The 22,202-nt window shown below is 52.4% G+C and carries 17 protein-coding genes and 1 pseudogene; 7 read left to right on the forward strand and 11 right to left on the reverse strand.

Going from position 1 to position 22,202, the window contains the following annotated elements; all coding sequences use genetic code 11:
- Positions 1-115: 115 nt before the first annotated feature.
- On the reverse strand, positions 116-169 hold the full coding sequence (mgtL, locus tag FEK43_RS05590; RefSeq protein WP_001387276.1) for a mgtA regulatory leader peptide MgtL: 54 nt from the start codon (positions 167-169) through the stop codon (positions 116-118).
- Positions 170-325: 156 nt separating this feature from the next.
- On the opposite strand from mgtL, the gene treR reads away from it, so the two are divergent.
- The 4 genes and pseudogenes from treR (at position 326) to nrdG (ending at position 4,764) form a co-directional block, all read left to right on the forward strand.
- Positions 326-1,300: a trehalose operon repressor TreR gene (treR, locus tag FEK43_RS05595; RefSeq protein ID WP_276320292.1), complete on the forward strand. Its 975-nt coding sequence runs from the start codon at positions 326-328 to the stop codon at positions 1,298-1,300.
- A 46-nt stretch (positions 1,301-1,346) separates the two neighbouring features.
- Positions 1,347-1,442 (forward strand): annotated as a pseudogene (locus tag FEK43_RS23010) (hypothetical protein); the annotation flags it as partial.
- A 393-nt stretch (positions 1,443-1,835) separates the two neighbouring features.
- Positions 1,836-3,974, forward strand: a complete 2,139-nt coding sequence (nrdD, locus tag FEK43_RS05600) for an anaerobic ribonucleoside-triphosphate reductase (RefSeq protein ID WP_130206068.1) — start codon at positions 1,836-1,838, stop codon at positions 3,972-3,974.
- A gap of 325 nt (positions 3,975-4,299) precedes the next feature.
- Entirely contained in the window at positions 4,300-4,764 is a 465-nt protein-coding gene (gene nrdG, locus FEK43_RS05605; protein WP_064530204.1) for an anaerobic ribonucleoside-triphosphate reductase-activating protein, read from the forward strand.
- Between the two features lie 44 nt (positions 4,765-4,808).
- On the opposite strand, the gene cybC is transcribed toward nrdG, so the two are convergent.
- Both cybC and pmbA read right to left on the reverse strand, forming a co-directional pair.
- Entirely contained in the window at positions 4,809-5,195 is a 387-nt protein-coding gene (cybC, locus tag FEK43_RS05610; protein WP_130206066.1) for a cytochrome b562, read from the reverse strand.
- A 183-nt stretch (positions 5,196-5,378) separates the two neighbouring features.
- Positions 5,379-6,731: a metalloprotease PmbA gene (pmbA, locus tag FEK43_RS05615; protein ID WP_001162191.1), complete on the reverse strand. Its 1,353-nt coding sequence runs from the start codon at positions 6,729-6,731 to the stop codon at positions 5,379-5,381.
- Between the two features lie 94 nt (positions 6,732-6,825).
- Here pmbA and yjgA point away from each other — a divergent pair, with 94 nt between their 5' ends.
- Positions 6,826-7,377, forward strand: a complete 552-nt coding sequence (gene yjgA, locus FEK43_RS05620) for a ribosome biogenesis factor YjgA (RefSeq protein WP_130259537.1) — start codon at positions 6,826-6,828, stop codon at positions 7,375-7,377.
- Between the two features lie 179 nt (positions 7,378-7,556).
- Here yjgA and mpl read toward each other — a convergent pair whose 3' ends face one another.
- A complete protein-coding gene (gene mpl, locus FEK43_RS05625) occupies positions 7,557-8,930 on the reverse strand; it encodes a UDP-N-acetylmuramate:L-alanyl-gamma-D-glutamyl-meso-diaminopimelate ligase (RefSeq protein ID WP_130206063.1) in 1,374 nt (457 codons plus the stop codon).
- Between the two features lie 175 nt (positions 8,931-9,105).
- On the opposite strand from mpl, the gene fbp reads away from it, so the two are divergent.
- Positions 9,106-10,104: a class 1 fructose-bisphosphatase gene (gene fbp / locus FEK43_RS05630; RefSeq protein ID WP_000853753.1), complete on the forward strand. Its 999-nt coding sequence runs from the start codon at positions 9,106-9,108 to the stop codon at positions 10,102-10,104.
- 32 nt (positions 10,105-10,136) lie between these two features.
- On the opposite strand, the gene yjfF is transcribed toward fbp, so the two are convergent.
- The 4 genes from yjfF to ytfQ form a co-directional block, all read right to left on the reverse strand.
- Positions 10,137-11,132: a galactofuranose ABC transporter, permease protein YjfF gene (yjfF, locus tag FEK43_RS05635; RefSeq protein WP_135408764.1), complete on the reverse strand. Its 996-nt coding sequence runs from the start codon at positions 11,130-11,132 to the stop codon at positions 10,137-10,139.
- Positions 11,119-12,141: a galactofuranose ABC transporter, ATP-binding protein YtfT gene (ytfT, locus tag FEK43_RS05640; RefSeq protein WP_135408867.1), complete on the reverse strand. Its 1,023-nt coding sequence runs from the start codon at positions 12,139-12,141 to the stop codon at positions 11,119-11,121. The genes yjfF and ytfT overlap by 14 nt, the downstream gene beginning before the upstream one ends.
- A 13-nt stretch (positions 12,142-12,154) precedes the next feature.
- Positions 12,155-13,657: a galactofuranose ABC transporter, ATP-binding protein YtfR gene (gene ytfR, locus FEK43_RS05645; RefSeq protein WP_135408762.1), complete on the reverse strand. Its 1,503-nt coding sequence runs from the start codon at positions 13,655-13,657 to the stop codon at positions 12,155-12,157.
- Between the two features lie 146 nt (positions 13,658-13,803).
- Positions 13,804-14,760, reverse strand: a complete 957-nt coding sequence (ytfQ, locus tag FEK43_RS05650; protein WP_064525873.1) for a galactofuranose ABC transporter substrate-binding protein YtfQ — start codon at positions 14,758-14,760, stop codon at positions 13,804-13,806.
- Positions 14,761-15,068: 308 nt separating this feature from the next.
- On the opposite strand from ytfQ, the gene ppa reads away from it, so the two are divergent.
- Positions 15,069-15,599 carry an inorganic diphosphatase gene (ppa, locus tag FEK43_RS05655; RefSeq protein ID WP_000055075.1) on the forward strand — a complete coding sequence of 177 codons (531 nt, stop codon included), beginning with the start codon at positions 15,069-15,071 and terminating at the stop codon, positions 15,597-15,599.
- Between the two features lie 568 nt (positions 15,600-16,167).
- On the opposite strand, the gene FEK43_RS05660 is transcribed toward ppa, so the two are convergent.
- Genes FEK43_RS05660 through tamA form a run of 3 tightly spaced genes read right to left on the reverse strand, consistent with a single transcriptional unit; the run spans position 16,168 to position 22,024 of the window.
- Positions 16,168-16,512 (reverse strand): gamma-glutamylcyclotransferase, encoded by a 345-nt coding sequence (locus tag FEK43_RS05660; RefSeq protein WP_130206055.1) that lies wholly within the window; start codon positions 16,510-16,512, stop codon positions 16,168-16,170.
- Between the two features lie 2 nt (positions 16,513-16,514).
- A complete protein-coding gene (gene tamB, locus FEK43_RS05665; protein ID WP_135408760.1) occupies positions 16,515-20,294 on the reverse strand; it encodes an autotransporter assembly complex protein TamB in 3,780 nt (1,259 codons plus the stop codon).
- The gene (gene tamA, locus FEK43_RS05670; RefSeq protein ID WP_130206051.1) at positions 20,291-22,024 is read right to left on the reverse strand and encodes an autotransporter assembly complex protein TamA; all 1,734 of its coding nucleotides are present in this window, start codon (positions 22,022-22,024) and stop codon (positions 20,291-20,293) included. Before tamA ends, tamB begins: the two co-directional genes overlap by 4 nt.
- Between the last annotated feature and the right edge of the window lie 178 nt (positions 22,025-22,202).

A 22,202-nucleotide genomic window follows, 5' to 3' on the forward strand; every position in this document is an offset into this window, starting at 1 on the left:
TGGTGCAGAAAATATCTTCAGGCGTCGCAAAGCCTTACCTGAAGGTAATAAACATGAGCTGGGACGTTAAAACGTCACGGCCTTACACATCCGGTAATGCCGTGAAAAGACGGGCTTACCGGAAAAGTTTTAATCTCCGTCGAGGGAGAGGCGTGGGATCAGGTTCCATATAACCTCCGGTAAGTGAAAAAAGCGCCGCAAATAATAAGGAGAATCCAATAATATTCGTAGCATTTATGCCGATATAATATCTGCAAGCAACTAAACCAACGATAAACCAGACTTTACCCATTGCTGAATGCGTGGGTAAAGTTAGGCTCAAATAATTAAACGCAAATTACGGGACAACAGGATGCAAAATCGGCTGACCATCAAAGACATTGCTCGTTTAAGCGGCGTGGGGAAATCCACGGTTTCCCGAGTGCTGAATAACGAAAGTGGCGTGAGTCAGCACACGCGCGAGCGCGTGGAAGCAGTGATGAATCAGCATAGATTTTCCCCTTCCCGATCCGCGCGTGCTATGCGTGGGCAAAGCGATAAAGTGGTTGCTATTATCGTCACCCGTCTGGATTCGTTATCAGAAAATCTCGCCGTTCAGACGATGCTGCCGGCATTCTATGAACAGGGTTACGATCCGATCATGATGGAAAGCCAGTTTTCGCCACAGCTGGTTACTGAACATTTAGGCGTTCTGAAACGTCGCAATATTGACGGAGTGGTGCTGTTCGGTTTTACCGGCATAACGGAAGAAATGTTAGCTCACTGGCAATCATCTCTGGTACTGCTGGCGCATGACGCAAAAGGTTTTGCTTCGGTCTGTTATGACGACGAAGGGGCGATTAAGATTCTGATGCAATGCCTCTACGATCGGGGGCATCGCAATATCAGTTATCTTGGCGTACCACACAGCGACATTACCACTGGTAAGCGGCGTCATGAGGCTTATCTGGCATTTTGCAAAGCACATAAACTACATCCCGTCGCCGCCCTGCCCGGCCTGGCCATGAAGCAAGGTTACGAGAACGTGGCAAAAGTGATTACGCCAGAAACCACTGCGTTGCTGTGCGCAACCGACACGCTGGCGCTCGGGGCATGTAAGTACCTGCAAGAGCAACACATCGACACACTGCAACTGGCGAGCGTCGGTAATACGCCGTTAATGAAGTTTCTCCATCCGGAGATCGTCACCGTTGATCCAGGCTACGCCGAAGCCGGACGTCAGGCTGCCAGCCAGTTGATCGAACAGGTAACCGGACGCAGCGAACCTCAACAAATCGTCATCCCAGCAGCCCTTTCCTGAGAGTTACCTTCTACCAGATTTATCCAAAGAGTGTTCAGAACACTACTGGCAGCTTCTGATGTATAGCTTTGAAGAAACCTCACCACAACTCTGTGCCACGACATTACGGTCTTTTGAGGCTGTCTGGTGGTTTCAGAGATAATCCCTCTCCAGACCATGCTAAAGCGAGTATTTCCGGGGACTTACCGGGTAGTATATTGTTTTTGTTGATTTTATAACCAGAAAATCATCAAAAAATTTACACATCGCTCTAGCGCCCGCCATCCGTACTCTCTGCTTTTTACTTTGAGCTAAATCAAAAAAAACGCAAACATCCTTAATGCAAAGCACTATATATAGACTTTAAAATGCATCCAAACCCAATATGTTGTATCCATCGTCTAAACTTGCAACAAGATACACATCAACGAAGCCGACACAATTGTGGATAAAGCGAATTGGGATTGCAGTAAATCCCCGTAACAAGAGCTGAATAAACCGGGGCGCACTTCCCAACTTTCTGTGGATAACCTGTTCTTAAAAATATGGAGCGATCATGACACCGCATGTGATGAAACGAGACGGCTGCAAAGTGCCGTTTAAATCAGAGCGCATCAAAGAAGCTATTCTGCGTGCAGCTAAAGCAGCGGAAGTCGATGATGCAGATTATTGTGCCACTGTTGCCGCTATCGTCAGCGAGCAAATGCAGGGGCGTAACCAGGTAGATATCAACGAAATCCAGACCGCTGTTGAAAACCAACTGATGTCTGGCCCGTACAAACAACTGGCCCGTGCATATATTGAGTACCGTCACGATCGCGACATTGAACGTGAAAAACGCGGTCGTCTGAACCAGGAGATCCGTGGTCTGGTCGAGCAGACTAATTCCTCGCTGCTCAATGAAAACGCGAATAAAGACAGTAAAGTCATTCCGACCCAGCGTGACCTGCTGGCCGGGATTGTTGCTAAACACTATGCACGTCAGCACCTGCTGCCGCGTGACGTGGTGCAGGCACATGAACGTGGTGATATCCACTACCACGATCTCGATTACTCGCCGTTCTTCCCAATGTTCAACTGCATGTTGATCGACCTGAAAGGCATGCTGACGCAAGGCTTTAAGATGGGGAATGCCGAGATTGAACCGCCGAAGTCGATCTCTACAGCTACCGCAGTAACTGCGCAAATTATCGCTCAGGTCGCCAGCCATATTTATGGTGGCACCACCATTAACCGTATCGACGAAGTTCTGGCACCGTTTGTCACCGCCAGCTACAACAAGCACCGTAAAACTGCGGAAGAGTGGAGCATTCCTGACGTCGAAGGTTACGCTAACTCTCGTACTATCAAAGAGTGCTACGACGCATTCCAGTCGCTGGAATATGAAGTAAATACCCTGCACACCGCCAACGGTCAGACGCCGTTTGTGACCTTTGGCTTTGGTCTGGGTACCAGCTGGGAATCGCGCCTGATTCAGGAATCTATCCTGCGTAACCGTATCGCGGGCTTGGGTAAAAACCGTAAAACCGCCGTGTTCCCGAAACTGGTGTTCGCAATTCGCGATGGCCTGAACCATAAAGTGGGCGATCCGAACTACGACATCAAACAACTGGCGCTGGAGTGCGCGAGCAAGCGCATGTATCCGGATATCCTGAACTACGATCAGGTAGTGAAAGTCACCGGCTCGTTTAAAACCCCGATGGGCTGCCGCAGCTTCCTCGGCGTGTGGGAAGACGAAAACGGTGAGCAGATCCACGATGGTCGTAACAACCTCGGCGTGATCAGTCTGAACCTGCCACGTATTGCTCTGGAAGCAAAAGGCGATGAAGCCACCTTCTGGAAGCTGCTGGATGAACGTCTGGTGCTGGCGCGTAAGGCGCTGATGACCCGTATCGCCCGTCTGGAAGGCGTGAAAGCGCGCGTAGCGCCGATCCTCTATATGGAAGGTGCCTGCGGCGTACGTCTGAATGCAGACGATGACGTGTCTGAAATCTTCAAAAATGGTCGAGCGTCTATCTCGCTGGGTTACATCGGTATCCACGAAACCATTAACGCGCTGTTCGGCGGCGAGCATGTTTACGACAACGAGCAGCTGCGTGCGAAAGGTATTGCGATTGTTGAACGTCTGCGTCAGGCGGTGGATCAGTGGAAAGAAGAAACCGGCTACGGTTTCAGCCTCTACAGTACGCCGAGTGAGAACCTGTGCGACCGCTTCTGCCGTCTCGATACCGCCGAGTTTGGCGTGGTGCCGGGCGTGACCGATAAAGGTTACTACACCAACAGTTTCCACCTTGATGTGGAGAAGAAGGTGAACCCGTACGACAAGATCGACTTTGAAGCGCCTTACCCGCCGCTGGCGAACGGTGGCTTCATTTGCTACGGCGAGTATCCAAACATTCAGCACAACCTGAAGGCGCTGGAAGATGTCTGGGATTACAGCTATCAGCATGTGCCGTATTACGGCACCAACACACCGATCGATGAATGCTACGAATGTGGCTTTACCGGCGAGTTTGAGTGCACCAGCAAAGGCTTCACTTGTCCGAAATGTGGTAACCATGACACCTCCCGTGTGTCGGTAACTCGCCGCGTGTGTGGATATTTAGGTAGTCCGGATGCGCGTCCGTTTAACGCCGGCAAGCAGGAAGAAGTTAAACGCCGCGTTAAACATTTGGGAAATGGGCAGATCGGTTGATCTCCACGCTGCGTTAAGCAAATGCCGGATGTGATGTGAAAGCGTCGCATCCGGCGTTGATTGCAGGATGTGGCGTAAACCGCCTTATCCGACCTACAAATTCCAGACTGTAGCAACGGCTGTAGGCCTGATAAGACGCGACAGCGTCGCATCAGGCATTGATTGCCGGATGTGGCGTAAACGCCTTATCCGGCCTACAAATTCCAGACTGTAGCAACGGCTGTAGGCCTGATAAGACGCGACAGCGTCGCATCAGGCGTTAATTGCCGGATGCGGCGTAAACGCCTTATCCGGCCTACACGCAGACTGATAAGCCAGGCGAAATATGAACTTCCATCAATACTATCCTGTCGACATCGTCAACGGCCCCGGCACTCGTTGCACCCTGTTTGTCTCCGGGTGTGTTCATGAATGCCCCGGTTGCTATAACAAAAGCACCTGGCGGGTAAATTCCGGTCAGCCATTTACCAAAGAAATGGAAGACCAGATCATCAACGATCTGAACGACACTCGCATCAAACGCCAGGGCATTTCCCTCTCCGGCGGCGATCCGCTGCATCCGCAAAACGTGCCGGATATTCTGAAACTGGTACAACGCATCCGTGCCGAATGCCCGGGTAAAGACATTTGGGTGTGGACAGGGTATAAACTCGACGAACTCAACGCTGCACAAATGCAGGTTGTTGATTTGATTAACGTGCTGGTTGATGGCAAGTTTATGCAGGATTTAAAAGACCCTTCCCTGATCTGGCGCGGCAGCAGCAACCAGGTGGTACACCATTTACGTTGATAAGCTCCCTGTTACCTGAGTGCAGGCAACAGGGAAATAAGGAATTAACGATACTTCTTGTGATATGAATTGCGGGTCGTTTTCAGTTGCTCTGCGGCGGCCTGCGCTTCTTTTACTTTACCTTCATTAGCCAGCTTCAGCGCGTCGTCAATCTGGCCAACCAGAATGTCGAAACCGTGGCGGAAGTCTTTCATTTCCGGGCTGTCTGGCGATTTTCCTTCCAGCTTCGGCGGCGTTGCTTTTTGCGCATCCAGCGCCGCGGCACGCATTTTGGTTAACGCGTCTTTGACTTGCGCCGCGTTATCCGCTTTTTCGACCACTTTTAAATTGTCGTTGAGGGTTTCCATATTGTCTTCCAGCTCAGCGGCAAACGACACCGAACTGAATACCAACGAGGAGACTGCAAGAATAGCTAACAGGCTTTTACGCATTGCTCACATCCTTTTTTATTTACACTTCATCCTTCACACTGCCTCATCGACGGCTAAGCTCATTCGCCCGAGTCACGTACTACGAGTACGCTCCCCGGCCCTCATTCACTTTCCGTCTCGATGCAGTGCGAATGATTTTGTGTAATTTTTTAGTTTATAGCGCGGCAGGTCGCGCCAGTTTTTTTACTGTCCGGCGATTTTCATCTCCGGCAACAGCACAGAACCACACTGTATATTACTGCGTGTTTCAATATCGTTACCGACGGTGACAATATTGCGCCACATATCTTTTAAATTACCTGCGATGGTGATTTCGCTAACCGGATACTGAATTTCGCCGTTTTCTACCCAGAAGCCCGCCGCACCACGGGAATAATCACCGGTAATTGCACTCACGCCCTGGCCCATCAATTCCGTCACCACCAGCCCAGTGCCCATCTCTTTGAGCATCTGCTCGAAGCTTAGACCTTGTCCGGCAATGCGCCAGTTGTGAATACCGCCCGCGTGTCCGGTGCTTTTCAGCCCCAATTTGCGCGCCGAGTAGCTGGTCAGCAGCCACTGAGTCAGGATGCCATCTTTAATAATGTCGCGACGTTCGGTACGAACACCTTCGCTGTCGAATGGCGTAGATGCCAGCCCTTTCAGCAGATGCGGATGCTCTTCAATGGTCAGCCAGTCTGGCAGAATTTGTTTACCCAGCGAATCCAGTAGGAAGGTGGATTTACGGTAGACCGCACCACCAGCAATCGCCCCCACCAGATGACCGAACAGCCCGGTTGCCACTTCATTGGCAAAAATGACCGGCGCTTTCATGGTGGAGAGTTTACGCGGTGACAGACGCGATAAGGTACGGCGAGCGCAGTCGGCCCCGACCCACTCTGGCGTTTGTAGATCGCTCATCGCGCGGCCAATGGTGTAGGCATAATCACGCTCCATATCGCCATTTTCTTCGGCAATCACGCAACTGGAGAGCGAATGACGCGTTGAGCAGTAGCCTTGCAACATACCGTGGCTATTACCGAAAACTTTGACGCCGTAATGGCTGTTAAAACTGCCGCCTTCGGTGTTGGTAATGCGTTTATCCGCCTGTAATGCCGCCTGTTCAGCACGGGCCGCCAGTTCAATGGCTTCGTCTGGAGAGACTTCTGCGGGGTGGAACAAGTCAAGATCCGGCGCGTCGAAAGCCAGCAGTTCTTTATCTGCCACGCCTGCATACGGATCTGGCGAAGTGTAACGCGCAATATCCAGCGCCGCCTGTACGGTGCGTGCAATGGCCTGCGGGCTTAAATCGGTGGATGATGCGCTACCTTTGCGGTTCTGGTGATAAACGGTTATCCCCAGCGCGCCATCACTATTGAATTCGACATTCTCCACTTCACCATAGCGCGTACTAACGCTAATGCCGGTGGTCTTGCTGACGGCAACTTCCGCACCGTCCGATTTGCCTGAGGCCAACTCCAGCGCAGTCGAAACTGCTTCTTCCAGAATCTTGCGCTGCGCTTCAACTTGAGAGATTACTTTCATTGCAAGTGCCATAATGTAGAGAGTTTCTCTGAAGTCTAACAGAGAACCGTTTTTCAGTGCGCATCTTAACTGGTAACATTAGCCTCTTTTTTTTAAGGAGCCTGACATGACTAAGCAGCCCGAAGACTGGCTCGACGACGTTCCCGGTGATGACATCGAAGACGAAGACGATGAAATTATCTGGGTTAGTAAAAGTGAAATTAAACGTGACGCCGAGGAGCTAAAACGCCTGGGCGCAGAAATTGTTGATCTGGGGAAAAACGCGCTGGATAAGATCCCGTTAGATGCGGATCTGCGTGCGGCTATTGAGTTAGCCCAGCGTATTAAGATGGAAGGTCGCCGCCGCCAGTTGCAGCTCATTGGTAAGATGCTGCGCCAACGCGATGTAGAGCCTATCCGTCAGGCGCTGGATAAGCTGAAAAACCGCCACAACCAGCAGGTGGTGTTGTTCCATAAACTGGAAAACCTGCGCGATCGTCTGATCGATCAAGGGGATGATGCTATCGCTGAAGTATTGAATCTGTGGCCAGATGCCGATCGTCAGCAACTGCGTGCTCTGATCCGCAACGCGAAGAAAGAGAAAGAAGGGAATAAGCCGCCGAAATCCGCACGCCAGATTTTCCAGTATCTGCGCGAGCTGGCAGAGAACGAAGGGTAATTTTCGTTGTTGATGTGAGTATGGTTTGCCGGATGCAGTGCACCGTCAGATCTGTAGGCCTGATAAGACGCGTCAAGCGTCGCATCAGGCGCTATGCTCAAATGCCGGGTGCGGCGTCAACGCCTTATCCGGCCTACAAAAGCACGTTGCCCCTGTAGGCCTGATAAAACGTCTCAGGATTACTGCGCAGCTTCCGCTTTCTTCGCCAGACCATCCAGCAGTTTCTGATGGATCCCACCAAAACCGCCGTTGCTCATCACCAGAATATGGTCGCCAGGCTGAGCGGTTTTCACCACCATTTCTGCCAGCGCATCAACATCTCCACTCCAGTGCGCAGGCTGAATACATGCTTCTGCCACTTCAGCTACCTGCCACGGAATATGTGACGGTTGCAGCAGGAAGACTTCATCGGCACGACCTAATGACGGAGCCAAATCATCTTTGCAGACGCCCATCTTCATGGTGTTGGAACGCGGCTCAAGCACGGCAATAATACGCGCCGTACCGCCAACTTTGCCGCGCAGCGCCGCCAGCGTTGCCAGAATTGCCGTTGGGTGATGGGCAAAATCGTCATACACCGTCACGCCATTAGCTTCGCCACGCAGTTCCAGGCGGCGACGGGCATTGATAAACAATCCCAGCGCGTTAGCAGCATCAGCCGGTGCGATGCCAACATGACGGGCCGCAGCAATCGCCATCAAACCATTGTGCATATTATGTTCGCCCACCAGCGACCATTTCACTTCGCCCACTTTTTCGCCATCCAGCAAGACTTCCCATTCGGAAGCGTCAGTGGTCAGCTTTTTCGCCTGCCAGTGACCTTGCTCGCCCACCAGCTCCTGTTCACTCCAGCAGCCCATCGCCAGGGTTTGTTTCAGGTTGATGTCGTTTTCCGGCCAGATAATACGCCCCTGACCAGGAACAATACGCACCAGATGGTGGAATTGTTTCTGAATCGCTTTCAGGTCGTCGAAGATATCGGCGTGGTCGAACTCAAGGTTGTTGAGGATCAGCGTTCGCGGGCAGTAATGAACAAACTTAGAGCGTTTGTCGAAGAAGGCGCAGTCATACTCGTCTGCTTCGATAACAAAGAAGTCGCTTTCGCCCAGGCGTGCAGAAACGTCAAAGTTCCCCGGTACTCCACCGATCACAAAACCTGGTTTATAGCCGCACTGTTCCAGAATCCAGGTCGCCATTCCCGCGGTGGTGGTTTTACCGTGTGTACCGGCAACGGCCAGCACCCAGCGGTCACGCAGCACAAAATCGTGCAACCACTGCGGACCTGACATATATGGAATGTTTTTTTCCAGTACCGCTTCCACACACGGATTTCCACGGGTCATGGCGTTGCCAATAATCACCAGATCCGGCTGAGGATCGAGCTGGCTGGCATCATAACCCTGAATCAGTTCAATGCCTTGCTTCTCAAGTAAGGTGCTCATCGGCGGATACACATTGGCGTCCGAACCCGTTACTTCATGGCCCAACTGGCGCGCCAGAATCGCCAGACCGCCCATAAACGTGCCACAAATTCCTAATATATGAATGCGCATACGTCACTATCCTTTTTTAATCTACCGTTCATTTTACGCATATGTCGGGCAACAGAGAAACGCATTTCAGGATAATCCGTAATTTGCTGGCGCGATTCACCTGAGCGCAACATTGAGATTATTTGTTAAGATTATTGCGGTCGCTTTACTCCATAAACATTGCAGGGAAAGTTTTATGAAAACGTTAGGTGAATTTATTGTCGAAAAGCAGCACGAGTTTTCTCATGCTACCGGTGAGCTCACTGCTTTGCTATCGGCAATAAAACTGGGCGCCAAGATTATTCATCGCGATATCAACAAAGCTGGACTGGTTGATATCCTGGGTGCCAGCGGTGCTGAGAATGTGCAGGGCGAGGTTCAACAAAAACTCGACTTGTTCGCTAATGAAAAACTGAAAGCCGCACTGAAAGCACGCGATATTGTTGCGGGCATTGCATCCGAAGAAGAAGATGAGATTGTCGTCTTTGAAGGTTGTGAACACGCAAAATACGTTGTGCTGATGGATCCGCTGGATGGCTCGTCCAACATCGATGTTAACGTCTCTGTCGGTACCATTTTCTCCATTTACCGCCGCGTTACACCGGTCGGCACGCCGGTAACGGAAGAAGATTTCCTCCAGCCTGGTAACAAACAGGTTGCTGCAGGTTACGTGGTATACGGCTCCTCTACCATGCTGGTTTACACCACCGGATGCGGTGTTCACGCCTTTACTTACGATCCTTCGCTCGGCGTTTTCTGCCTGTGCCAGGAACGGATGCGCTTCCCGGAGAAAGGAAAAACCTACTCTATCAACGAAGGGAACTACATTAAGTTTCCGAACGGGGTGAAGAAGTACATTAAATTCTGCCAGGAAGAAGATAAATCTACCAACCGTCCGTATACCTCACGTTATATCGGCTCGCTGGTCGCGGATTTCCACCGTAATCTGCTGAAAGGCGGTATTTATCTCTACCCAAGCACTGCCAGCCACCCGGACGGCAAACTGCGTTTGCTGTATGAGTGCAACCCGATGGCATTCCTGGCGGAACAAGCGGGCGGTAAAGCGAGCGATGGCAAAGAGCGTATTCTGGATATCATCCCGGAAACCCTGCACCAGCGTCGTTCGTTCTTCGTCGGCAACGACCATATGGTTGAAGATGTCGAACGCTTTATCCGTGAGTTCCCGGACGCGTAATCTCCTGCGCCTCTCCACACGGAGAGGCCTTTTTATCGCTGCGCAATGTTGACTCTTGTCACTGGCGAACTCTGACGATTCTCCCACAACACCGTTAACCCACGCTGTAAGGCAATAAAAATGAATAACAAAATGCCGATGGCGATTTTCGTCCACCATGAGCTCAGCGTGCCGTCAAAGTTTATGTAAGTCTGGATCAGTCCCTGAATCGCCACACCAAATAGTGTTCCCAGCACCGTTCCCACCCCACCACTTAACAACGTACCGCCAATCACCACCGACGCGATAGCGTCCAGTTCCACACCTACGCCCGCCAGCGCATATCCGGCCTGGGTATAAATCGAGAAGACAATTCCTGCCAGCGTTGCCAGTCCGGTAGAGAGCATATAAATGCGAATAGTGGTGCTGCGAGTGGAAATCCCCATCAGGTTTGCCGACGTCGCGTTGCCGCCAATGGCGTATACCTGATTACCAAAACGGGTACGATGCGCGAGGAATATGCCGATAACCACCACCGCCAGCATCAGCAGCCCCATCGCGCTTAAGCGACCACCGCCGGGGATTTTCCACGCCAGGCTTGAAAGCGTGTCATAAATTGGATGATTTATCGGGATCGACTCTTCCGATACGAGATAGCTGACGCCGCGCAAAAAGAACATTCCTGCCAGGGTAATGATGAACGCAGGGATCTTCAGGGAGTCGATCAGAAGCCCCATAAATGCGCCGAAGGCGCAACCCATCGCCAGCACCAGCGGAAACGCCAGCAGCGGTGAGAGACCGAAATCGCCAATCACTTTCGCCAGAAACACGCCGGTAAAGGCGATCACCGAACCGACAGAGAGATCGATCCCACCGGAGAGGATCACAAAGGTCATGCCAACGGCAATGATCCCAAGAAAGGCGTTATCGGTCAGGATATTGCAGATCACGCGCGTGGAAGCAAAGCCGGGAAACTGCGTCAGGCAGTAGAGATAACCCAGCACAAAGACGCCGATGGTGATCATAAGCGGCAGGTTACGTTTTATCACGGCTACGCACTCCTTTAATCAGACTGATAAAGCGTTGCGACTGGACAATCAGCACGCAAAGCACCACCACCGCTTTCACCACCTGGTTCATCTCTGGCGGAAAGCCCGAAAGCAAAATTCCGGTATTCATCCCCTGAATAATCAGCGCCCCCACCACCGAAAGCAGCAGGTTAAAGCGCCCGCCCATCAGCGATCCGCCGCCAATTACCACCGCGAGAATGGCGTCCAGCTCCAGCCATAACCCAGCGTTATTGGCATCGGCACCGCGAATATCCGCCGCCACGATAATGCCCGCGATTGCCGCACACAGCCCGCTCAATACGTAGGTGAGCATGACGATGATTCGTGTGTTGACTCCGGCATTTTTTGCCGCCCGAATGTTGATGCCAACGGCTTCAATAAACATCCCCAGCGCCGTTTTGCGGGTCAACAGCCAGAAGAAGAGGAGCGTCAGCACAGCGATAATGACTGGCGTTGGCAGGAACAATAGCGATCCGCTGCCGAACCATGAGAGATCCGGCGAGTTGAACGTGACGATCTGCCCGGAGGTGATCAGTTGAGCCACACCGCGCCCGGCAACCATCAGGATCAGGGTGGCAACAAACGGCTGAATTTTGAGGATCGCCACCAGTATGCCGTTCCACAATCCAGCCAGAATGCCGGTACCCAGGGCGCTTAACAAAACAATTGGCAGGCTGAACCCCGCAACCGTCATCGCAGCCGTTGTGGCTCCGGCGATAGCCATCACCGCCCCTACGGAGAGATCAATCCCACCCGTAGAGATCACCAGCGTCATGCCAATCGCCAGTAACGCAACCGGGGCGGCGCGATTAAGAATATCGATAGGGCTACCGAACAAACGCCCATCCTGAAGCACCACCTGCCAGAAATGCGGGGCCACCAGGCTATCGACCACCAGCACCAACAATAGCGCCACCAACTGCGGCATCCCCGTCGGCCAGCGAAAGCGCTTTTTCGACGACGCGGTGTCAGGGAGAGATTGAGGCATCACACTGTTCTCCTTACGCCGCAATGGCGTTCATGATCGCCGGAACGGAAAGCTCTGCCAGCGGGATCTCCGCCACCTGTTTGCGATCGCGCATGATAATCACCCGATCGGCATAGCCCACCAGTTCTTCCAGTTCGGAGGAGATCACCAGCAGCGCCAGACCGTCAGCGCACAGCGTTTCAATCAGGCGAATGATCTCGGCATGGGCGCCAACGTCAATGCCACGCGTTGGCTCATCGAGGATCAGAAATTGCGGACGAGTCAGCAGCCAGCGTGAGAGCAACACTTTTTGCTGATTGCCGCCGGAGAGAAATTCAATCGGTTGTTCGCTGGAAGGAGTACGAATGCCCAGCTGACGGATAAAGCGTTCGGCAATCTCTTGCTGTTCTTTACGGGAAATCGGCCGTAGCCAGCCGCGCTGGGCCTGGAGAGCGAGGATGATATTTTCCCGCACCGAGGCGGCGGCGATGATGCCATCGGTTTTCCTGTCTTCCGGGCAAAAGCCGATGCCCAGTACCGAAGCCTGATGTGGCGATCGCAGGGTTTGCTGTTTGCCTTTGATCAGCGCCGTGCCGCTATCGGCTGGTTTGATGCCGAAGATCACTTCAGCGGTTTCGGTACGTCCTGATCCCAGCAAGCCTGCCAGACCGACGATCTCGCCGGGGCGTACTTCCAGATCAAACGGCGCGATCGTTCCTTTCTTGCCGTAATCTTTAAACGCTGCAACAGGATTGTCACTAAGCAATGTTCTTCCGGCACGCTGTAGCGCATGAGTATCCAGCTCACGCCCCAGCATCATTTTCACCAGTTCGATCTGCGGTAGCTCGCGGGTTTCCCGACAACCAACAAAGCTGCCGTTGCGTAAGACGGTGATCCGATCGCTGACCTGATAGACCTGATCGAGAAAGTGAGTAACGAAGATCAGGCTGACGCCGCGATCGCGCAGCTGGCGCATCAGGCCAAACAGCAACTCTACTTCCTGAGTGTCGAGACTGGCGGTGGGTTCATCGAGGATTAGCACTTTGGCGGAGAGATCGATGGCCCGACAAATGGCGACGATTTGCTGCATCGCGACTGAAAAGCGGTTGAGCGGTTCGCGCACGTCGAGGGAGAAACCGTAAGATGCCATCAGTTCGGTGGCGCGCTTTTCCATCTCTTTACGGCGTAGCAGGCCGAAACGCTTAGGTTCGCGGCCGATGAATAGATTATCAGCGACCGACATATTGGGTAGCAGGTTAACTTCCTGATAGACAGTGCCGATGCCGAGCTGCTGTGCGTGGGCGGTGTTTTTCGGTGAAATAGCCTGACCTTCCAGCCAGATGGTGCCGCGATCGGCATGGTAAACGCCGGTTAATGCTTTGATTAGCGTTGATTTTCCCGCCCCGTTTTCACCGAGCAGCGCCATGATTTCACCACGGCGCAGGCTGAAATCAACGTTATCTAACGCTTTGACGCCAGGGAAAAATTTGCTTAATCCTTCGGTGCGGAGGATTTCCTGGTGTTGGTCGGTCGTCATGGTTTCCCCCGAAGTAAAGCGTGCTCCCGCCAGGCCTGATAAGACGCGCCAGCGTCGCATCAGGCATCAGTGCATAAACGCCGGATGCGGCGTAAACGCCTTATCCGGCCTACGAGTCGGTATCAGGCATTAATGCCTGATACGTCTCAATACCCCATGTTTTTCTTCTTCTCTAACTCTTCTTTTGCGGTATCAGGCAGGTAAAGGGTGGACTTGGTCAGCGTCAGCTTTTCAGGCATGGTGCCGTCCTTTTTATATTTCTCCAGCGCGTCAAAGGCGGGTCCCGCCATGTTTGGCGTCAGTTCAACGCTGGCGTTCGCTTCGCCATCAATCATCGCTTTGTAGATGTCCGGCACGCCGTCGATAGAGCCTGTCAGGATATCTTTGCCCGGTTTCAGGCCCGCTTCTTTAATTGCCTGAATTGCGCCAATCACCATGTCGTCGTTATGGGCGTAAACCATGCAGATGTTTTTGCCGTTGTTTTCCGCTTTGATAAAGCTCTCCATCACTTCTTTACCTTTACTACGGGTGAAGTCACCGGACTGCGAGCGGATGATTTTAATATTTGGCGCATTCTTAATGGCTTCGGCAAAGCCTTTCTTACGGTCAATGGCGACGCTGGCCCCAACGGTGCCCTGTAACTCAACCACGTTACACGGTTTGCCATTGACCTCTTTAACCAGCCAGTCACCAATCAGCTTGCCTTCGAGGATGTTGTCGGCGGTGACGGTGGTCATATAGAGAGATTTGTCTTTCACGTCGATGGAACGGTCAAGCAAAAAGACCGGAATTTCGGCTTCCTTTGCTTCTTTCAAAACAGGTTCCCAACCCGTTGCAACCACCGGGGCGATAAAGATGGCATCTACCCCTTGCGCGACAAAGGAACGCACTGCTTTAATCTGGTTTTCCTGCTTTTGCTGACCATCGGCAATTTTCAGTGTGATACCGCGTTTTTCGGCCTCACTTTTCGCCACATTAGTTTCTGCTGCGCGCCAGCCGGATTCGGATCCAACCTGCGAAAATCCTACGGTTAACGGAGCGGCCAACGCCATAGACGACATGGCTGCCGAGACTGCAGAGACTACAAGTAAGCGTTTCCACATAGGGTTGTCCTCGTCGGGGTGATTATTATTGGTGAAAAGATGTTCGCGAAAAAACTATAGACAATTGGTTCTGTAACAGATTGCGTTACATCACACTTCAAAAAAGTAAATACATCGTTAATCACAAGTTTGTAATCGCTTTCATATCACTATGAAAAATGCGGCTACGGTTATGGATTTTCCAGCTCTGCGAACCGTCTTAAAACTGGCGAAAAAGGAAAATGAGGGCGAAAACAAGCGAAGACATTCGGCGCGAGTTGGCTATAATACTCGGCACTTGTTTGCCACATATTCTAAAGGAAACAGACATGAGCTTACTCAACGTCCCTGCGGGTAAAGATCTGCCGGAAGACATCTACGTTGTTATCGAAATCCCGGCTAACGCTGATCCGATCAAATACGAAATCGACAAAGAGAGCGGCGCACTGTTCGTTGACCGCTTCATGTCCACCGCGATGTTCTACCCGTGCAACTACGGCTATATCAACCACACTCTGTCTCTGGACGGTGACCCGGTTGACGTTCTGGTCCCGACTCCGTACCCGCTGCAGCCGGGTTCTGTGATCCGTTGCCGTCCGGTTGGCGTTCTGAAAATGACCGACGAAGCTGGTGAAGATGCGAAACTGGTTGCTGTTCCGCACAGCAAACTGAGCAAAGAATACGATCACATCAAAGACGTTAACGATCTGCCGGAGCTGCTGAAAGCTCAGATCGCTCACTTCTTCGAGCACTACAAAGACCTCGAAAAAGGCAAGTGGGTGAAAGTTGAAGGTTGGGAAAACGCTGAAGCCGCTAAAGCTGAAATCGTTGCTTCCTTCGAGCGCGCAAAGAATAAATAAGTTCTTAGATACTCTAAATAATTCAACTTGCAGGACAAAACGCCAGCGGCGTTTTGAACAACGCTTGCGTTGGCCCTGAAAGGGCGAGGCCTAAGGCCGAGTAACGCGACAAGTGAGTGAATCCCCTGGAGCTTACAGAAGTAAGTGACTGGGGTGAATGAACGCAGTCGCAGCACATGCAACTTGAAGTATGACGAGTATAGCGCAATAACCCTGAACGCCGGGCTTCGGTTAGTAAGGGTTTTTTTATGCCCGCAATTTATAAACTATCTACTCCACTATTATTATTTTCAGCAGTTGAAAGGCTTGAACGGTAAGAACAAGCTAAACTCGACCACCATTTTGCTGTTCATAGCCACTTGCTGGAAGTTAGCCGACCTCACTCATACTCACCGTTCAAAGCGTGCCCCCGTTTTACCCCTGCACATTTGTGAACGCCAGCAGAGTTTTTTATGCGATTGCAGATATGGAAAGCGGCTCGGAGAGAAAAGCAAAAGATGTGAAAGTTACAAAAAAATCGCGAGATACATCGCAAAAAACAACGCCACCCGAAGGTGGCGTGTTTATATTATGACTGATCCCTGTCTAACCAGTCGCCGCTTTCAATCAGCGTTAATCCATCGACGGGTCGTTGATAAACGTACATCCATGCACTCCCGTACGGCGTCTGAATCAACTGGCGCGCGTATTCACCGCCCCTGGTGCGCAAGGCATCAAGTTCGGCCAGCGTGGCGTTGTCAATACGATAAACTTCACCATGTACCGTTCCGTTTCCCGGAACTGCGCCTGGATAGTGGCCCAGGCTATACAACTGGTAGTTATCGATACTGAAATCGCCCAGCAACTGGGCATTTGTCATCCAGTGGCTGTTGCCTTGTTTGTGACGTAAACTGCCGTAGACAAATATTCGCATAGCTAAAACTCGAACTGATAGAGCAAATCCAGTGCCTGATCTACACCAGACACGGCTTCCAGATATAGCTTCGGCATCAGGCGATAACGTAACGTGAGTGTTGCTATAGAGTCAAATATCCCCACGCCGTATTTCACTTGTAAGCCTGGTAATACATAGCCGCTGACCACCACCTGGGAAGAATCACCTACCCCCTCGGTGTCGAGCGCTAAATTACTTACACCAAATGTCTCGCCGATTTTACCCACAATCTGACCACTTTGCGCAACCCCCAGACCAATCAGCATCGAAGTCATCGCCGCGCTGTCGCTCTGATCGCTCTCCAGCCCTTGTCCACGCAATAAGTAAGACAATGCAGCCTGTTGTGACATCGCCGGGTCAGAGAAGATCTCCGCTTTCGGCTCATCCGCCAGCCCGGTGACACGAACACCAGCGATTACGTCATCTTCTGTAGCATCCGGGTTACGAATGGCTTCGATATTGAGATACGGTTGATCCGGTGGACCAGAGAACAGCAGCTCGCCTTTGCGCACAATCAGATCCTGGCCATATGCATGGAAGCGCCCTTCAGGGATGTTAATTTGCCCGTTCAGGCCCAGACCTTGTTTGTCCTGTACGACGTTGAGATCGCCCGTCAGCCGCGCCTTCAGGCCAAAGGCATCAATGCGCACGTTATTGCCGACGTGGACAATCAGGTTGCTGTTGATCGGAATTGACGCGGTTTTCGTCTCCTCCGGTTGCAGGTTATCGTTGAGCATCACCACATCGCTTGAGACACCCACCGCACTTTCCGGCAGATCGTGCACCACAATGCGCGCCCACGGTACATCCACGCGACCATCAAGGGTAAACAGGCTTGGTGTCGCTTCGAATACGATGTCAGGCGACACATCCATCCGCACCATCGGTGGTACGGTGATCCGTACCTTACTGCCTTTCGCCGTTACCCGCGCCCGCCAGTTTTCAATCTGGCTCCAGTCAGCATCACCGTTCAGGTAGATGTCACCCTGCTGAGTCCTCACGGTCCCCGCAAGCGTCGAGCGCATACCGTTAAAATTGACCGCAAGCTGGCTCGGCTGCATATCAAATGGCATAAAGTTGCCGTCGATATCCACGCCTGTGACCTGTAGCTGACCAAACAGCTGCGGGCTTTGCACATCACCGCCCAGACGTAGGTTGGCGCTCACCATCCCCGCTGCTTTTTCACCACGCGTAAAGATGGGGTTCACCATTGCGAGGTTAAAATTGCGGATGTTGACGTTGCCGCCAAGATTCCGACGGCCTTGCGGATCGGTCACCTGCACCTGACCATCAAACTGGCCGTTATTGGTCAGACGGATGGTCCAGCCCAGCTCAGCGCGATTATTCCGCAGCTCTGCCGATAGGTTCAGCGTCTGAAACGCCACCGGTAGCTCCGCATCGTTGACGGTTTGCGTCACCTGCACGTTACGCCCCGAAAGAGTGATACTACCCTGTGGCAGCCCCTCTTTGGTGGTGTCCCAGGCAACGTCCGCTTTACCCGTGAAGATACCGCTTGCCTGAGTAGTTTCCGGCATAAACGGTTTCAGCATTGCCAGGTCGAAGCGGTTGAGATTCACAACCGCACGCCCTTCAGCCCCGGCATCAATGGTTTGCGGCACGCACAGTTCCGCATTCGGGTTAAGCCAGCAGTGTGGCCCAATGCTGATTTTTTGCTCCTGATTGCGATAGTCCAGCGCGATATCACGCGTTAGCGACCACGGTCCGACCGGCGTCTGGAAGCGCGTATTGCTAAGTGTTCCCTTCCAGCGTTCTTCTTTGCGATCAAAGCTACCTGCCAGATTAAGCTGCCCGGAAACCGGCTCGCCCTGAATCCTCAGTTGTAACTCGTGCTGCTTTTCGCTGCCTTTCGCATTCAGAGTAACAAGGTTGATATTCACATCCGGCTGCGAGATTTGCTCAACGCGCACGTCGAGTTTACCCGCAATCTGATCGGTGGATTTGATGTCGCCTTCCACGCGAACCTGCGACACAGAAAGTTCCTGCCAGCGCAAGCCGCGCGCGGTGATATCCGCCAGCAACTGCGGCGCTTCCACCGTACCGCGAACTTTCACCAGCCCTTTCGCTGTACCGCCAAGTCCTGGCAGCGCGTTATCCAGACCAGGCGCATTGATGGTGGCGTCAAGATTGAGATCTTTCACCCCCAGCTCGCCTTTCACTTCGGCACTGTTTGGCCCCAGTTCCAGATGCAGACCTGGGATCATCCACTGCATATAACTGTTGCCTTTCAGCGTTCCCTCAACGTTCACTTTGTTATGTTTGACGTTGCCGGTCAGCTTCAACTCCGGCACGTCCATCTGCCAGGTGCCGCCGTACAGGCTACCGCGCGTTTTGATCAAACCATTGAGTTTCGATGGCCAGTCCGGGAACTCTTTCGCCGTATTAATGCCGTTGAACGTCAATTCGCCGCGCCAACTAATGGCCTGCTGCCAGTCGAGCAGCGCCTTCAGCTCGGTTTTTCCTTCCAGCGCCGCAACGGTGAGTTTATCGAGATTGACCTGCTGTTCATTCCCTTTCGCATCAAGGGTAATGGCCGCTGGCGGGATCTCCTGCCCTTTCACCGCCGTACGCATAGACAGCGTGTAATCGGTCATTTTGCCGGTGAGTTTCAGTTTCAGGTCATCCGCCTGATATTGCTTCTCACCAGTGAACGGCCAGTAAAGTTGTTTGCTGTTCACTTCCACGTTGAGCGGCAGTCCGGCTTCCGCCAGCCGCGTCTGAGCGCGCAAATCCATATCCACCGGGCCGGAAAGGTTAACGCCTATCTCCAGCTGTTCGCGCAGCGCGCCGCCCACTTTTAGCTTCACCTTTTCACCTTTCAACGGCTCCACATTCAAAGTGCTGTTGAGGGTGATATCTACTGGCCAGTTGTTGGACAATTGTGCCGTACCGCTGGCATTGACAATCCCCTGGTTAGAGTCAATATCCAGCGCGTCCAGTTTGGTATTGCCGTCGATGCTGCTCACTTTCAGCAGCATGGTGCTCACGGTGATATCCGTGTCGCCTGTCACGCGCAGTTGCTCGCCTTTAAACTCTTCAATGTTCAGGTTAAGCGGCAAATGCACGTCGGTCATTTCCGGTAATACCGGGCGAGAAAAGAGATCTTTCAGCGTTTCGCCGAGCGGCTTTTCCTCCGGCTGCGGATTTTCAATCTTCGGCTCGACCACTTCTTCCTGCGCCACGTCCGCCACTTTCGGCAAGGCAATCAGCAAGCCTTTCAGCGACGTCGGTTTCAGGGTCAGGGTTTTCTCCTGCCAGTTCAGGCCGGAGGTGAAGTCCATCACCGACACCGTAGTGTCATCAATTTTGATGTTGACGTTATCCAGCGCCAAGCGCGTCAGGGTGATGGGATACGGCGTGGAGAGATCCAGCGGCCCGCTATCTTCCTCTTCTTCAACCTGCTCAGAAGGAGGCATTTTTTTGCTGTCGATGTTGACCTGAATATCTTTAAGCGCCAGATCGTTAACACAAACGCTGCTGTTCCACAGACAATCCAGCCCAACGGCCAGGTGCAGATTGCCCGCTTTTACCGCCACGCCTGGCTGCTCATAACGAACGTCAGACAGGGTAAGGTCGCGCCAGCCGCCAGTGACCTTGCCGATGTCCAGCCCAGGCACCCAGCGGTCCGCCGCTTTAAATACCAGATGCAGGCCGCTGGTGGTGCCAACCAGAAATGCCACCGAGCCCAGCAGTAGTAAGATGACGATAACCGCGCCGAGGCTGATTTTTTTCCATAAACTCATAATTCTGGCCCCAGACCGATGTAAAACTGTAACCCGTGCTCGTCTTTATCCGCGACCGGTACGGCGAAATCGAGCTTGATCGGCCCGACCGGCGATTCCCAGCGCACGCCAACCCCGGTGCCGGTTTTGAAGTCGCTGCGGCGGATATCACTCACCGCTTCACCGCTATCGACAAACACCGCGCCCCACCATTTTCCGGTCACGTTGTACTGGTACTCCAGTGATCCGGTAATTAGTTTTGATGCCCCTTTCAGGTCACCATTGTCATATTTCGGCGCAATAGATTTGTATTTATAGCCGCGAATACTGCGGTCGCCCCCGGCGAAGAAACGCAGATCCGGCGGTACTTTGTCGAAGTCACCGGTTTCAATCCAGCCCAACGTGCCGCGCGTAACAAAGCGATGGCGATCGTACAGTGTGCGGATCCAGACGTTCTGTGCCTGGAAAACGGAGAAATCGACATCCGATCCCCAGGCTGTGTTGGAATAGTCGATAGAGTAGCGTTGCGAGTCGCCCCAGGTCGGCATCAGGCCGCCGCGTGATCGCGTCCGGCTAATCATCACCCCTGGATAAAACAGCATTGTGGTGTTAGTAATTTCACCCTGAGTAAAGTGGTCGAGACTCCAGCGTAGGTTAATTGCGCGCTGCCAGCCGCTGGAAAGATCCCAGTAGCGGGAAGCGACCAGGGTAGTGGAATCGGATTCGGTGTCATTCAGGTCAGTACGCTTAAAACCGCCCTGCACCAAATAATATTGTTCCAGTGGATTCTTCAGCAGCGGCATTTTATAGCTGAAGTCGAGGGTCTGTTCCGGCGCGGAAATACTGGTACTGGTAGTCAGACTGTGACCGTATGAGTTCATCCACGGCTTTTTCCACGTCGCTTTCACGCGCGGTCCCACGTCCGTAGAGTAACCGACCCCAGTTTCGATGGTGTTTTCTGTTCGCGGCGAAACCACGCCCGTCAATGGTAATACTTTCGTTTCGCGCGCTTTATCAAATTGCGGTGCCACTACCACCGAATTAAACCAGCCAGTCGCGGAAAGGCGACGGTTCAGTTCCGCCAGATCTTTTGACTCGTATTCATCGCCTTCTTTGAACGGTACCAGGTTTTGCAGGTACTCGTCGCGAATTTGCGAACCTTCAAAAGTGACATGCCCAAAGCGGTAACGTTCGCCACTGTTGTAATCAATATCCCAGTAAGCTTTATGCAGGCCAAGCGCTATGCCTAACTGAGCTTTGGTAAATTCGCTATCGAAATAGCCTTTACGCAGCGCAATACTGGTTAAGGACTTTTTGAAATTTTCATAATCGCCCTGGTTTAGCACCGTACCTATAGCCGGGCGAGTATCCAGCAACTTCAAATAGTCTTTATCGGTTCGCGCACCGCCGCGCAAGACTACATCGGTGCCGCCAATCAACACGGGTACACCCGGTGTAACTTTAGCAACCAGCACCTGCCGTCCTTTCTTTGGCGGTGGCTGGAGATCAAATTCAATTGTTGGCTGGTAATAGCCCAGTGCTTTTAGACCTTCCCGAATGGCATCATCAACACGTGCGCGAAAGCGCCGGTCTGGCGTCACTTCATCACTTTGAATCGTAGAAAGCTGTGCACGAACGTTTTTTTCCAGCTGTCCCGATAACCCTTCCACCTGTAGACGGACATTCGCGGCGATGGCAGAACCACTAAAGCAGAGTAAGCTTACACAGCATAACTGTCGGATATAGCGCACATTTTCTCCTGAATATCCTTTATTCCTGCCCCTGGAACTCCGTTAAACGGCTTAACAATAATCCAGCAATATGGATTAAAAAGCAGACTAAACCCAAAATATTACTTATGTTTTACTTTAGACCCATTCACGGGGGTTATTGTGTGCAAATACGTCCCTTGTTACAACCTAAACCCCT

The organism is Escherichia sp. E2562, from assembly GCF_005781075.1.
In the GTDB taxonomy this organism is placed as follows: Bacteria; Pseudomonadota; Gammaproteobacteria; order Enterobacterales; family Enterobacteriaceae; genus Escherichia.

What these genes read in the sequence shown, in the direction of transcription:
- ytfQ (WP_064525873.1), bottom strand. Translation starts at nt 14,760, where the DNA reads ATGTGGAAACGCTTACTTGTAGTCTCTGCAGTCTCGGCAGCCATGTCG.
- yjgA (WP_130259537.1), top strand. Translation starts at nt 6,826, where the DNA reads ATGACTAAGCAGCCCGAAGACTGGCTCGACGACGTTCCCGGTGATGAC.
- ppa (WP_000055075.1), top strand. Translation starts at nt 15,069, where the DNA reads ATGAGCTTACTCAACGTCCCTGCGGGTAAAGATCTGCCGGAAGACATC.
- ytfT (WP_135408867.1), bottom strand. Translation starts at nt 12,141, where the DNA reads ATGCCTCAATCTCTCCCTGACACCGCGTCGTCGAAAAAGCGCTTTCGC.
- FEK43_RS05660 (WP_130206055.1), bottom strand. Translation starts at nt 16,512, where the DNA reads ATGCGAATATTTGTCTACGGCAGTTTACGTCACAAACAAGGCAACAGC.
- fbp (WP_000853753.1), top strand. Translation starts at nt 9,106, where the DNA reads ATGAAAACGTTAGGTGAATTTATTGTCGAAAAGCAGCACGAGTTTTCT.
- nrdG (WP_064530204.1), top strand. Translation starts at nt 4,300, where the DNA reads ATGAACTTCCATCAATACTATCCTGTCGACATCGTCAACGGCCCCGGC.
- cybC (WP_130206066.1), bottom strand. Translation starts at nt 5,195, where the DNA reads ATGCGTAAAAGCCTGTTAGCTATTCTTGCAGTCTCCTCGTTGGTATTC.
- nrdD (WP_130206068.1), top strand. Translation starts at nt 1,836, where the DNA reads ATGACACCGCATGTGATGAAACGAGACGGCTGCAAAGTGCCGTTTAAA.
- pmbA (WP_001162191.1), bottom strand. Translation starts at nt 6,731, where the DNA reads ATGGCACTTGCAATGAAAGTAATCTCTCAAGTTGAAGCGCAGCGCAAG.
- tamB (WP_135408760.1), bottom strand. Translation starts at nt 20,294, where the DNA reads ATGAGTTTATGGAAAAAAATCAGCCTCGGCGCGGTTATCGTCATCTTA.
- ytfR (WP_135408762.1), bottom strand. Translation starts at nt 13,657, where the DNA reads ATGACGACCGACCAACACCAGGAAATCCTCCGCACCGAAGGATTAAGC.
- mpl (WP_130206063.1), bottom strand. Translation starts at nt 8,930, where the DNA reads ATGCGCATTCATATATTAGGAATTTGTGGCACGTTTATGGGCGGTCTG.